Annotated in this window: 10 protein-coding genes; 3 read left to right on the forward strand and 7 right to left on the reverse strand. The window is 33.6% G+C overall.

Annotated features, from left to right (window positions below):
• The first annotated feature begins 65 nt into the window (after nt 1-65).
• Nucleotides 66-473, forward strand: coding sequence for a response regulator (locus ABJI11_RS04385; protein ID WP_348349771.1), 408 nt, complete (start codon nt 66-68; stop codon nt 471-473).
• Nucleotides 474-602: 129 nt separating this feature from the next.
• Nucleotides 603-1,010 carry a response regulator gene (locus ABJI11_RS04390; RefSeq protein WP_348349773.1) on the forward strand — a complete coding sequence of 136 codons (408 nt, stop codon included), beginning with the start codon at nt 603-605 and terminating at the stop codon, nt 1,008-1,010.
• Nucleotides 1,011-1,012: 2 nt separating this feature from the next.
• Here the strand turns inward: ABJI11_RS04390 and ABJI11_RS04395 are convergent, their stop codons facing one another.
• On the reverse strand, nt 1,013-2,377 hold the full coding sequence (locus ABJI11_RS04395; protein WP_348349775.1) for a DUF5689 domain-containing protein: 1,365 nt from the start codon (nt 2,375-2,377) through the stop codon (nt 1,013-1,015).
• A gap of 16 nt (nt 2,378-2,393) precedes the next feature.
• Nucleotides 2,394-5,135, reverse strand: coding sequence for a TonB-dependent receptor (locus ABJI11_RS04400; protein ID WP_348349777.1), 2,742 nt, complete (start codon nt 5,133-5,135; stop codon nt 2,394-2,396).
• A 108-nt stretch (nt 5,136-5,243) separates the two neighbouring features.
• On the opposite strand from ABJI11_RS04400, the gene ABJI11_RS04405 reads away from it, so the two are divergent.
• A complete protein-coding gene (locus ABJI11_RS04405) occupies nt 5,244-6,281 on the forward strand; it encodes an endonuclease/exonuclease/phosphatase family protein (protein WP_348349779.1) in 1,038 nt (345 codons plus the stop codon).
• 49 nt (nt 6,282-6,330) lie between these two features.
• Here the strand turns inward: ABJI11_RS04405 and ABJI11_RS04410 are convergent, their stop codons facing one another.
• From ABJI11_RS04410 to ABJI11_RS04430, 5 genes are all read right to left on the reverse strand, one after another.
• Nucleotides 6,331-6,771 carry a hypothetical protein gene (locus ABJI11_RS04410; protein ID WP_348349781.1) on the reverse strand — a complete coding sequence of 147 codons (441 nt, stop codon included), beginning with the start codon at nt 6,769-6,771 and terminating at the stop codon, nt 6,331-6,333.
• A gap of 93 nt (nt 6,772-6,864) precedes the next feature.
• A complete protein-coding gene (locus tag ABJI11_RS04415; protein WP_348349783.1) occupies nt 6,865-9,567 on the reverse strand; it encodes a TonB-dependent receptor in 2,703 nt (900 codons plus the stop codon).
• Nucleotides 9,568-9,739: 172 nt separating this feature from the next.
• On the reverse strand, nt 9,740-11,377 hold the full coding sequence (pgi, locus tag ABJI11_RS04420) for a glucose-6-phosphate isomerase (protein WP_348349785.1): 1,638 nt from the start codon (nt 11,375-11,377) through the stop codon (nt 9,740-9,742).
• A complete protein-coding gene (locus tag ABJI11_RS04425) occupies nt 11,364-12,659 on the reverse strand; it encodes a peptidoglycan DD-metalloendopeptidase family protein (protein WP_348349787.1) in 1,296 nt (431 codons plus the stop codon). Before ABJI11_RS04425 ends, pgi begins: the two co-directional genes overlap by 14 nt.
• On the reverse strand, nt 12,659-13,630 hold the full coding sequence (locus ABJI11_RS04430) for a tryptophan 2,3-dioxygenase family protein (protein ID WP_348349789.1): 972 nt from the start codon (nt 13,628-13,630) through the stop codon (nt 12,659-12,661). The genes ABJI11_RS04425 and ABJI11_RS04430 overlap by 1 nt, the downstream gene beginning before the upstream one ends.
• Between the last annotated feature and the right edge of the window lies 1 nt (nt 13,631).

Here is a 13,631-nt window from a genome sequence, read left to right on the forward strand (position 1 = left end):
CATATTGAAAGTACCGTTGACACAGGTACTACTATATACATTGAACTTAACCAAGATTAAAAATTATGAAAAAAGTTGATATTTGTTGTATTATTGATGACGACCCTATTTTCGTATACGGCACTAAAAGGATTATTAAAGAAGTAGACTTTGCAAAAAACGTGATAGTGTACCCTAATGGTCAAGATGCACTTGAAGGGTTATTAGAAAGAAGCAAAAACAAAGAAGAGATACCAGATGTTATTTTTTTAGATTTAAACATGCCTATCATGAATGGATGGGAGTTTTTAGATGAGTTTCAAAAATTTCCAAACAACAAGGCAAAAAAAATCTTAATCTATATCATAAGTTCTTCTGTTGATCCAAGAGACTTAGAACGTGTAAAAAATTATGATCAAGTAGACACATATATACTCAAACCAATCACTCCTGATGATCTTTCTAAAATATTGGGCGCCAAAATAGAAAGTTAAACCTGATAATTAATTTAAGAAAACACTATTGTTAATAAGAATAAATGAAACTTGTTTTTTTACATTAAAAAAAATCAGCATTTTATATAACTTCGTCAATTATAAACATTTATAACTGAATCATTTAAAATGAGCGTATTTTCAAGTTGTTGTATTATTGATGACGACGAGTTTTTTTCGGTTAGTAGTAAGAATATTTTAAAGCATCATAACTTTAGTGATAACATTCTTTACTATACAGGTGGTCAAGAGGCACTTGACGGGCTTATTGGCTTGTTGGTTGAAAACATAAAATTACCAGATGTCATCTTTCTAGACTTAAATATGCCCAATAGAGATGGCTGGTCTTTTCTAGAAGAGTTTAAAAATCTTCCTGGAGACAAAATAAGTCACATTAAAATTTATATTACCAGCTCTTTTATTAGTCCTAAATACATGGAAAAAGCCAAAGATTATAATTTAGTCAAAGACTATATCGTAAAACCTTTGACCGAAAGTGCCATTAAAAAAATTATAGCATCTAAAGATATAATGTAACATCATCTTACAACAGGGGTAAAATCTAACGGAGCATTTTGAGGCTGGTTAATTGTACCTTCACCACCAGTATCGTTATAAATTATCCATTCAGCAGAATCAAAAACTGTATTATTAAAATTTATTTCTATTTTTCTAACGGCGCTACCATCTTCAAATTCATGGTTGGTGCTGCTACCATCTTCACCTATAACTCCAAATATATCTACAACAGAATCAAAGGGATCTACTAGCACGATAGTGTCGTCACCATTTGAATCTGCCGGTGAATTAGTTCCCACGGAAATATCGGGGTCAAAACCGTATACATTTTTAAACTCTTCTGCATTAGGTGAAATTATTAAAAACCCTTTGCCAGGTATTTCATAATCGGATAAATCTATACTTGAACTAACTTCAAAATTGTCATTGGTGTAGCGTTCCAATTTCCACCCTTTCAAAGACAAACTCTCATCTGATGAATTATAAAGTTCTACAAAACGTGCACCCGCATTATTATCTGGGTCTGCAATCTCAGATATTAAAATTGATGAAGACGTAAACTCATCGATTAAATCTTTACAGCGTTCTTGAGTAAATACAAGGTCATTTTTACTACTGATAATTAATTGATATTGATTATTATCTTTAGTTAACAACCCAATAGCCATACCCATTTTATCCGGTAGAAGTTCTGATTGAAAATCAGCGTAACCACTGTTTACCATTATCAATTCATTATCTAAACAATCTACAAGGGTACGTAATGTCTCCTCTTCTTGAACAGCAAAAGTCCTCCCTAGTTCTTCTTGTTTAATTTCCACATTATTTATTGCGATCAGGGTGTTCAATAAAGAATCGTTTAATTCTGAGATAACAGCCAAGGTAGGTTCTATGCCGTTATTTACTTCACAAGACATCCAAACATGATCAAAAACAACATTTTTAGGTAGCCTACCAACACTACGATTACCAAAAGAGGTAAATACACCTCCAATTTTATATATATCATTAGATTTACCTAAATACAATCCTTTCAATTTTATGACAATCTGTTGACCTACATCAAAGAACAAATGAGAATCCCTTAACTCCAATTCTATCTGCATACCTTCAGAAGGATTGCTAGACTTATCTTGAAAATAAACAGTATTAAAAAAATTACCTTCCTTATCTGACGAAATCACATAACCTCTAACAAACAAATCTTCATGAATCTGCATGGTTTCTCCATTATACAAACTCTTTAATTCAGATATACTTATGAACGAAAATTCAGAATCTGAGCAACCTAATTCAGGCATATCAAATTCTCTGTTCTTCACACATGAGATAAGCATGATGACAATAGTCATTATCGCATAATATTTACTGACACTATTATTCATTTAAATTACTTGATTTTTAAAAACTAAAAGCAAAATTTAAAAAATAAGTTCTACCGAAACCATACCAATATTTAGGTGCAAAAGATGGGTTACCACTTAAATTATCTTGTTTTAACTGACCATAATTACCATTTCTACTTTGCTCGTAGCCCCCTGTTCTAAAAGTGGTATCAAAAACATTATTGATACTGGCAAATACACTTATATACTTTCCTTTTTTAAGCCATGATTTACCGCCAACCATATTTAACAAATAGAAATTATCAAGTGGTTTTTGTTCTAAAAGCTTCTGCACATTTTCATCTGTTGCATCAGGGAACCTTAATTGGGTCTCTGGATCTATAAGAAAACTCTGGGTTCTAGTTATTGTAGAAATATTAGCATAATTGTTCGCTAAATAGTTCGCAGAAGCACTTATCCACCAATATTTGGGGTCTCTATACTCTACACCTACTGCAACTGCTTTTTGCGGGCCTTGCGCCAGCTTATAACCCTTAATGTTGGACTGACCTAAAAATTTAGAACCAGATACGTCAATCAAATCTTCAGCTGCACCTGCAGTGTCAAAATTAATGGTCACAAAAGGATTGCTAGCATATTCATGTTTTGCAACAGAGGTAACTAATGATAATTTAACCGCACTAGACAACTGATATTCTAAGCCTAATTCAATACCTAAATGCAATTTGTCTAAATCAGTGATTACTTCTTGCACAAAATCTGAACCTACCCCAGAATCAACAAAAAAGAAATTAACATCGGTGGTGTTTTGAAAGCGTGTATAAAACCCAGTAAATCTACCCGTCAATTTTGGCATTCTAAGAAAGTAGTTAGCGTCTACACTAGTTATGGTTTCGCTTTGCAAATCGGGTACAATAGTATTATTCTCCCTAGGATTAATAAATACATTTTGTAAAACTGGCGCTTTATTTATTAAGCCTGCATGAAGAGAAACCCAATGCCTACCCGTAATTGTATAAGATATTCCAGATTTTAACGACCAGTTTGAAAACTCAGCCTTTTCACTCTCTCCTATTGAGTTATCAATAAATCGCTCATTCTGAAACAAACCTTTTCTTTGATAATTTACCACTTCATATTTACCGGACACAAATGCTTTGATCTTATTGTAATGGGCATTTAACTGAGTGTATATATCGGTATTGCTTCCAATCAAATCATAATGATAATTAAAGATTTCACCTTCTAATTTATTAACTTCAGTTGAAAGATTATTTAATGTTTCTGAAAACACATCAATATCTTTATGATACTCCGCCCCTAATAGATCATCTATTCTAGCAAAGTTATTAGAGTATAGTTGGCGGTGAGTTAACCCTACATCTAATCTTAAATGATTATTAAAATTAATATTGACCGTTGTTCTAGCAGTTAATTGATTGTCTTTAGTAACATCATCGTATAGTACATAAGCGGCTTCACCGTCTTGGCTTAAGTTTGTATTTGCATTATAAATGTTATTCCAATCAAATTGTGGATGTTCCAGAAAACCTTCTTCTGCCTGTATTGCACTTTCATAATTAGCCCCAATTGGTGAGTTCAAATAAAAACTTGGTAGGTAGCGATAATATGTAGGATCTGGATTTGGAGCATTGTAATACCCTAACCGACTTCTTTTATATGTACCCGTTTGATAACTTGCTCCTACCTTAATTCTCAAATTTTTAGATTCGTGATCGTAATTTAAAAGAAACAGTGGCTCACGAATATGTCTTTCTCTCGAGTTTCTAATTTTTCCGTTTTGAATACCCGCGTACGGATTATATCTATTTCCTTGTATCTCTTGCACCTCTTCTGTAATTGCAGACGAGCGACCTCTTCTATTTGAGGCAACCATTGCAGTTGCCGAAAACGTATTCTTTTTATTCAACAAATACTCCATAGTACCGTAAACAGAATAAGAATCATATAAAGTACCATTGATATAGCCTTCTTTTGCCCAGCGCCGAGAAGCAGAAATTAAATATGCGAATTTTTCATCCTTAACTCCAGAATTATAGGTTGCCATTAACCTACCACTATATGTTCTGTTCGATACTGAAGATGATAATCTTGTACCAGGTCGTAAGCCAGATGGTCTTAAATCTATATCTGTATTTCCTAAAACACCACCAAAAGTAAACTCAGATACCTCTAAGCCATTTGCATATTGCTGATTTCTGATAACATCGTTCAATCCTCCCCAGTTGTTCCATTGCGGTCTGCCGTCATACATTTTATTCATGGGCAATCCGTTAAGATGAACTTCGCCATATTGAGAATCATACCCTCTAACCCTAAAAAACGCCTGACCAAAATCGAACGCTGCCCTATTTAGAAAAATATCTTTTGTGGATTGTAATAAAGCAAGCGCATTAGAATTTATCTCATCATCTAATAATTCATCATCGGTTATATTAATTAAGTTAATTGATTTTTCTACGGTTATATCTCTGTCCAAAAAGATGACCCCTAAGTCAATGTTATTTTGACTGAGAAATACTGGTATTCTTTTAGAGTTATAATCAGCAGAAGTAATTTGAAGTATAAATTCTCCCTTACTGGAGACAACAAGTTGAAATTCTCCTAATTGATTCGTTTTAGTTGATATGGTTTCGCCTTCCAAAACAATAGTTACATCTGTAATAACTTCACTTCTAACTTTTTCTTTAACTAGCCCAGATATTGTTGTAGTACTTTGGGCATTAGTGAAACATATTTTGATAACTAATAATAAAAACAGGTAATATTTAATCATTCTAAAACTTAAAGCCTTAATATTGAGCCATTAAGATACTATTTTAAGAAATAATTAACATGTAATTTCTTTATACACGTAAATAATCAAGATAAAATACTCTCTATAATGCAATTATCATTTATCATTACACTATTTCTTCCTTTATTAAGCTTTGCACAAAAGGCTGAAATCTATCAAATTAGAACAATTGCATTCTACAATCTTGAGAATTTATTCGATACTAAAAATGATTCTTTAATTTACGATGAAGATAGAACTCCAGAAGGGAAAGATAATTGGACAGAAGAACGCTATTTGGCAAAAATAGAACATATGTCTAAAGTTATTTCTGAAATTGGTTCAGCGGACAATAAAACTGCACCAGACATTATTGGCGTTTGTGAAGTAGAAAACTTAGATGTGGTTGAAGATTTAATACATCATGAAAACCTAGCAAAATACAACTACGGAATCATACATTTTGATTCACCTGATGAAAGAGGTATTGATGTTGCCCTATTATATAAAAAAAGTGCTTTTGTCCCCGTAAATTTTAATAGTCATAGATTACTACTTTTTAACTTAGAAGGAAAACGAGATTATACTAGAGACCAACTCATTGTACAAGGTTTATTAGATAATGAAAAGATATACTTCATGGTGAACCACTGGCCTTCTAGAAGCGGAGGCGAAGCCAGAAGTAGACGATTTAGGCTAGAAGCGGCCAAACTAAATAAACGAATTATAGATTCTGTTCAAAGACAAGACATCAATGCTAAGATTATAAGTATGGGAGACTTCAACGATGACCCCATCGACCCTAGTTTTAAAAAAATTTTGAAAGTTGAAAAAAACTATAAAAACTTGGATTCTTTAAGTCTTTATGGACCTATGGAAAAACTTTTCAAAAAAGGAAGAGGTTCTTTAGCTTATCGTGATAAGTGGAATTTGTTTGACCAACTTTATATGACTTCAACTCTTATAAATGAAGAAAGAAAAAGCTATAGTTTTTGGAAAGTAGGCATATTTACCCCCTCTTATTTAATGGACCCAAAAGGAAAATATGAAGGTTACCCATTACGGACTTATGCTGGCGGAAGTTATATTGGTGGATATAGCGACCACTTCCCTGTCTATTTACACCTTATTAAAAAACAAAATTAAATAACGAACCAACTATTAACTTGGCTCGTTATTAATTGTGAACTGTTATTTAATTAAACCATTGTCCCCAAGGAATTCTACTTAAAATAAGAAGTAAACCTATAGTGTAGAAAATGGCAATACTTTTAAATTTTTTAGCCCCGTCAACAAACTTTTTATGTCTAGACCAGCCAATAGTTATGGCCGCAATAGCTAGAATATTAATAAACGGATGCTCAACCGCCAATAAACGTGCGGCAGAAGTTAAGCCCCCCATACCAAATTCTTGTATTGCATTTAATCCACTAGGTGAAATAAAATATAATATTAATCCTACCAATAATTGAATATGGCATAAAATAAGCGCAAAAAGACTTAATCTAAGATCTTTACCCATATTAAAGATTCGCTTACCTACAAGCCCTGAAATAGCATTAATAACAGCTAAAATCAATACAGCCAATGCTATATAAGCCAAGTATGAATGTAGCATGTGAATAGTTTCGTACATAGTTCTTTATTTAAGTTTTAAATGTACTGAATTTTAAGCATAAAAAAACCCTGACCTTATGGCCAGGGTTTAATATTTATTGTAATTAAATTCTTAGAAACTGTAACGAGCGCTTACGTTGAAAGTTCTTCCAAAACCGAAGAATACTTTGTTATCAGTTGAAATCCCTTCATAAGTATTTCCATTACCTTCTGCAAACGTGTTTGTTAAAGATTCAGCAATATACTCTGTATCAAAAAGGTTGTTTACGTTAGCAGCAATACTTAGTTTGTTGCTTCCTCCAAAACCAAAAGTATAATATGCACCTAAGTCAAAAAGCGTATAACTTGGTAAACGTAATGAACCTTGGTTATCGGCAGAATCAAAATCTTCAGCGTTTAAGAATGCATATAATCTTGATGCATTATAAAGATTTGCGCTAATCTTAAGATCTTCAATAGGTCTGATGATCATTTCCAAGTTCGTTGTGAACTGAGCAGCATCACCTACCTTTACACCATCTAAAAACAACGTAACATCTGGATCAATAACATTTCTGTCATCATCTAAAGCTTGACCAAATGCGTTACCTGCATATTCCCAATCACCTAAAGATAACATACCTCTAAACTGCACAATATCTGATGCACGGTAATCAGCTTCAATTTCAATACCTTGGTGAATTTGCTCTACACCATTAATGTTCGCATTTCCTTCATCACCTGTTGGAGTTTCAACACCAATAGTAACGAATCTATCTTTCCAAGTTGTTCTATAAATGTTAACCTTAGCTCTAAAATCACCAAGATTAAGACCATAACCCATTTCTAAACCTAAAACTTTCTCGTTAGTCAAATCTGGATTTAGTTCATTTACAAAATTGATATAAACAGCATCAAACTGAGGTTGTTTTGAATAATAACCAGCGTTAAAGAATACGTTGTTAGCTTCATTCAAGTTAAAGTTAGCACCACCTTTAATGTTACCTCCTAAGATATTTTCCCAGTCTGTTTCTTGTAAAGGATCAGAATCCAAATAGTTAAAATAATCTATTCTCTTAAATCCTTGATTAGAAATACCACCTTGAGCAAAGGCAGAAATTACACCATCAGTATATTCTACTTGACCGAATGCACCTGTCCATCTTACAAGACCATCATTGTAATAATCAATTTTTTCTTCATCATCGATATCCTTGAATACATTTACAATAGAACTAAAATCAGAATCAATTACACCATCCTGACGAACAACATGAGTAGGATTGTTAATATCATCATCATCAAAATAACCATCTGCACCTAACAAATTATCCACTCTTCTGTAGTGTATACCTTTGTAGCTTCTTAAATCTACACCAACGTCATAGCTCCACTTTTCATTGATTTGAGTATTTAAATTTGCAATTACACCAAACCAGTTATGTGAGTTGATAGATGCTCTTCTAGCCAAACCATCGTTAAAACTTGTTGTAATATATTCACCATCACCGTTTGGAGATAATTGGTAATCGTTACCATCATAAAATGTAACCGCTTCACCACCGTTAAAACGAGATATTAAATCGTAATCAACTTGTCCTGTTTCCGGTATTCTATATCTACTATCACTAGCAAAACCAAAATTTGGTCCAGAACCAATATCACCTGTACCACCACCACGACCAAAAGATGCGTAAGCAGAAGTTGATAATGTAGATTTTTCAGATGCCTTCCATTCCCAAGTTAATGATGTAATAGGTTTATGATAGAAGTTTCTTCTCCAACCAAATTCTTCACCGTTCAAAGTACCACCGTTGTAATTGTATTTAGCCCCATATTCTAAATGATCAGCTAAAGTTGCCACGTTGAAGAAACTTGATGTTCTTTGATTGTGAACTTGTGGAGCACCTGTTAAAATAAATTGGAAATTATGTTTTTCATTTGGTTCATAACCCAAACCGATAAAATAGTTGTAACCTTCAAATTCTGTTCCTTGAACGTAACCATCACCCGCAGTTCTACCTAATAAAATAGAGGCTGCAAATCCATTTTCAGATTTTCCAGTATTGTATGCCACAGTAGTTTTTAAGTAGCCATCATTACCACCACCTAAAGTTACAGCACCACCTTCTTCTTTCTCAGTAGATTTTGTTATAACATTGATAGTACCACCTACAGAAGATATTGCCAACTTTGATGAACCTAAACCTCTTTGAACTTGCATTGCAGTAGTTACGTCTCCTAAGCCAGACCAGTTGCTCCAGAATACTGCACCGTTTTCCATATCATTTACAGGAATACCATTTACCATAACAGCAGTGTTTCTAGAATCAAAACCCCTTACATTAACTCTACCATCACCAAAACCACCACCTGTTTTAGTAGCATATATTGAAGGAGTAGATTTAAGTATCTCAGGCAATTCTTGAGAACCTAATTTCTCTTGTATTTCAGCAGCTCTAATAGTTGAAACAGCAACAGGCGTTTCTCTATCCTTTGCTATATCTAAAATTCCAGTTACAACAACACCTTCTAATTCCTCTGCATTAGGCTCCAATACTATTGAACCAATACTACCAGTTGAAGTGAAAGCTATTTGTTTTGAATTAAAACCGATGTAAGAAACTACTAAAGTTCCTGAATCAGCACTTGCATTAATTGTAAAATTTCCATCAAAATCAGTTGATGTCCCATTAGTTGTACCTTTTACCATTACTGTAGCACCTGGCAACGGAGTGTTAGTGTCCCCATCTAATACAGTACCTGTAATTGGTCCTTGTGAAAAAGCAGTCACGGTCATTAAAAATGCCGCTAATGCAAAATACATTTTTTTCATTTTCTTCGAGTATTTGTTAGTTTTTTTAACTTGCTGCAAAAGTCAATTATTTTTAAACCTCCAACGTTAAGAGAACGTTAAATCAGCATTTCAAAAATACCCAAAAACTTCACATAATTTACTTGAAAATGAAATAGTTATCCTTTTTAAATAATCTTTATTGGATTTAAGATTATTTCTTAAAATATTGCAAAAGTCGCAATGTAGAGCTATCGTGATCAGAAATATCTGAATTTTTAATATCGTTAAGAATAGTCCCAGCCAACTGTTTTCCTAATTCTACGCCCCATTGATCGTAGCTAAATATGTTCCAAATGACACCTTGAACGAAAATTTTATGTTCATAAAACGCTATCAATGCTCCTAAACTTTTAGGAGATAGCTTATTTATTAATATCGTATTGGTTGGCTTATTACCTGCAAACACTTTAAAAGGAGCTAATTTATCAATGTCAGTTTGTGGCAGATTTTTCTCTTTTAACTCTGCAACCACTTCTTCTTTAGTTTTACCGTTCATTAGAGCCTCTGTCTGCGCAAAATAATTTGCCATCAACTTGTCATGGTGGTCCTTGTCCCCATGCAAAGAATGTTTAAAACCTATAAAATCAGTAGGTATTAGTTTAGTTCCTTGGTGTATCAATTGGAAAAAGGCATGTTGAGAATTGGTACCTGGCTCGCCCCAAATTATAGTACCTGTTTCATAACCAACAGTATTACCTGCTCTATCTACACTTTTACCATTACTCTCCATAATACCCTGCTGTAAATAGGCAGAGAATCTACTTAAATATTGTGCGTAAGGAATAATAGCTTCTGTTTCAGCACCGTAAAAATTATTATACCAAACACTTATCAATGCCATAATTACAGGAATGTTCTCTGAAAATTCAGTTTCCTTAAAATGTATGTCTGTTTCATTGGCTCCTTCTAACAAAGCATCAAAATTGTTATAACCGACTGCCAATGCAATTGTTAAACCAACCGCACTCCATAGTGAGAATCTTCCACCAACCCAATCCCACATAGGGAAAACGTTCGCAGCGTCAATACCAAACTCAGCAATCTTTTCACTATTAGTTGATACTGCTGCAAAATGCTTTGCAATATCTTCTTGTGTTCCATGATTTAAAAACCACTTCTTTATAGTAGTAGCATTACTTAAAGTTTCTTGTGTTGTAAAGGTCTTAGAAACCACCACGAACAAAGTTGTCTCAGGATCTAACGTTTTTAAAACTTCATGAACATGATCACCATCTACATTACTAACAAAATGAATAGATAAATGATTCTTATAAAACTTTAATGCTTCGGTTACCATTGCCGGACCTAAATCTGAACCACCAATACCAATATTCACTACATCTGTAAAAGCCTTACCTGTATAGCCTTTTAAATCTCCGTTAATTACCGAATCTGTAAATTCTTTTATATGTTTTTTTACTTCATAGATTTCTGGCATTACATTTTCACCGTCAACCAAAACCTCATCATCTTCTTTACCACGTAATGCCGTGTGCAGCACAGCCCTACCTTCTGTCTCATTAATTAAATCTCCACCAAAATAATCTTTGATAGCTCCTTTTAAATTCACCTCATCAGCTAACTTAAGCAGTAATTGCATGGTCTCTTCTGAAATTCTGTTCTTTGAATAATCGAACAAGAAATCATTCCATTGCAACGTAAATTTTTCAGCTCTTTTTGCATCCGAAGAAAACAAACTTCTAAGGTGTTCTCCCTTAGTAGCTTCATAATGCGCCGTTATTTTTTTCCAAATGTCGGTTTGCTGTGGGTTTATTTTATTTAGTGCCATTTTCTTGATTAAGTGTTAGTAAATCCTCTTCTTCTTCAATTAGAACTTTAGGATATATTATACAATCTAACTGTTCTTTATATGTTGAGATATATGCAAAATATTCTTCTTTAAGCGAATCGTGTAATGGTTCTGCTTGCGGTAATTCTTCTTTTAATGGATCAACTTGTTTTCCATTTTTCCAAAAACGATAGCATACATGGGGTCCTCCGGTATTACCAGTCATACCGACCCAACCAATCACATCTCCTTGACGCACGAACTCACCCTTTTTCACCTTTTGTGCTTTCATATGTAAATACTGGGTAGAATATGTACCGTTATGCCTAATTTTCACGTATTTACCATTACCTCCTCTTCGTGTAGATTCTACCACAGTACCATCTGCTGTAGCCATAATGGGCGTTCCAATAGGGGCTGCATAATCAGTACCCTTATGTGGACGTAATTTGTATCCGTAATATTTTATTCGTCTCTTAAGATTATACCTTGAGGATAATCTACCATATTCTACGGGCATTCTTAGAAAAGTTCTTCTTAAATTATTTGCTTTATCATCAAAATAATCAACCAGACTTCTTAATGAGTCGTTTTCATAGGCAAAAGCATAAATAGGTTTGCCATTATGCTCAAAATATGCAGCTTCTATAGGCTCTGCACCTGCATATACCGTATCATTGATAAATCTCTCATTATAGATAATCTTGAATTTATCATTCTTTTGTAATCTTGAGAAATCTATTGTCCATGCATATACATTCGCTAAATTATGAGTTACGTTATAATCTACACCTTGCTCTAATATAGCTTCAGACAAACTAGATTCTATAACTCCTGAAACTTCTCGTTGAACAAACTTGACCTTGTTCTTATCTTTATAGACTTTAACGCTATCACGTAAATCTACAACGGTATAGTTTATTGGATCGTTTTCATAGATAAATATCTGAGCTTGCGCCGTAGTATCTTTAGATTGCAAAATAGTATATGGTTTACCTACACGAATTTTACGAACATCAAAAGTATCTTTAAAATTTTCTGAAACAGCTAGAACTTTTGGATAATCTACTTTGTGATCTTGCATTAGCTCACCAAAACTGTCTCCATATCTAACAGTATCTAATTTAACATTGAACTCATCTAAATTAAAACCAAATCTCTCATTGACTTCTGGTACTTCTACGATTTTTACATCTTGAGCTATGTCTTTCTTCTCATTACTGGCGTCTTTGCATGATGCAATTACTGTTAATGCCAATAATACTCCCCAATACTTCTGCATTATTCTACTCTTGATTTATCTGGATTCAACATGTGGTCTACCCATTGTTTACCCCAATTATTTAATTCTTGTTCTGTGTATAATTCTGGGAAAAATACAATTTTCTGAAAGCTAGGCGGCAGGTATTCTTTCCAATTAGTTCCACCTGTTGCCTCTATATCACCTGTATCTTTCCTTAAATACCTATGGGCAGACCCCATATGCATTAACTGCCAATTTATATTGGCATTCACATCTAAAGTCTTCAAAGCCTCTACTAGCGTTTTATCCTCTCTCTGCTCTTTGGGTAAACTTAAGTATTTATGATATATTGTGGCATTCTCTACCTGTTTTGCTATTCTAATAAGCCTAGGCGTGTACCTATATTCAAACTGTTTTAATGTCAAGGTTTTTTCTCCCGTAGCAACATCTGTAGCACCTTTTTTCCAATAAATATGCTCGTATAAATCTTCTATAGTAGATTCTGATGAAAATTGAGATCTTTCTGAAACATGAACTAAATTTTCTAAAGGTGTGGCATACAGCTCAATCATTCTAAACTGGGCAGATTGAAAACCACTTGCAGGAAGCAATGCCATACGATATTGCAAAAACTGCTCTCGCTCCATTCCTTTTATCATTACACTGAATGAAGATATAAGAACTTTGTAGTAGCTATTGACCCTTCTAACCTTTTCTATAAAAAAATCTAGGTTGTCGCTTTTATCATCTACCAATTGTTTTTGCTCGTGCAAAATCAACTTAAAGTATAACTCTGTAATCTGATGATACATGATGAAAATCTCTTCATCAGGAAAATGTGTTCTTGGAACCTGTAAGCTTAATAATGTATCTAAATGAATATAGTCCCAATAAGTAAGATAACGCTGGTGCAAAAGACCATCTAGATAAGAGCTAAGATCTTGCCCTGAATCTTTGTATTTTTCTTCTAGTTTAGAGATTTGGGATTTGATCTTCTCTTTATCTTCCATT

The organism is Maribacter sp., from assembly GCF_039968975.1.
Classification (GTDB): domain Bacteria; phylum Bacteroidota; class Bacteroidia; order Flavobacteriales; family Flavobacteriaceae; genus Maribacter.

Coding starts and splice junctions, on each gene's coding strand:
- ABJI11_RS04415 (WP_348349783.1), bottom strand. CDS start 9,567: ATGAAAAAAATGTATTTTGCATTAGCGGCATTTTTAATGACCGTGACT.
- ABJI11_RS04400 (WP_348349777.1), bottom strand. CDS start 5,135: ATGATTAAATATTACCTGTTTTTATTATTAGTTATCAAAATATGTTTC.
- ABJI11_RS04390 (WP_348349773.1), top strand. CDS start 603: ATGAGCGTATTTTCAAGTTGTTGTATTATTGATGACGACGAGTTTTTT.
- ABJI11_RS04405 (WP_348349779.1), top strand. CDS start 5,244: ATGCAATTATCATTTATCATTACACTATTTCTTCCTTTATTAAGCTTT.
- ABJI11_RS04385 (WP_348349771.1), top strand. CDS start 66: ATGAAAAAAGTTGATATTTGTTGTATTATTGATGACGACCCTATTTTC.
- pgi (WP_348349785.1), bottom strand. CDS start 11,377: ATGGCACTAAATAAAATAAACCCACAGCAAACCGACATTTGGAAAAAA.
- ABJI11_RS04425 (WP_348349787.1), bottom strand. CDS start 12,659: ATGCAGAAGTATTGGGGAGTATTATTGGCATTAACAGTAATTGCATCA.
- ABJI11_RS04395 (WP_348349775.1), bottom strand. CDS start 2,377: ATGAATAATAGTGTCAGTAAATATTATGCGATAATGACTATTGTCATC.
- ABJI11_RS04410 (WP_348349781.1), bottom strand. CDS start 6,771: ATGTACGAAACTATTCACATGCTACATTCATACTTGGCTTATATAGCA.
- ABJI11_RS04430 (WP_348349789.1), bottom strand. CDS start 13,630: ATGGAAGATAAAGAGAAGATCAAATCCCAAATCTCTAAACTAGAAGAA.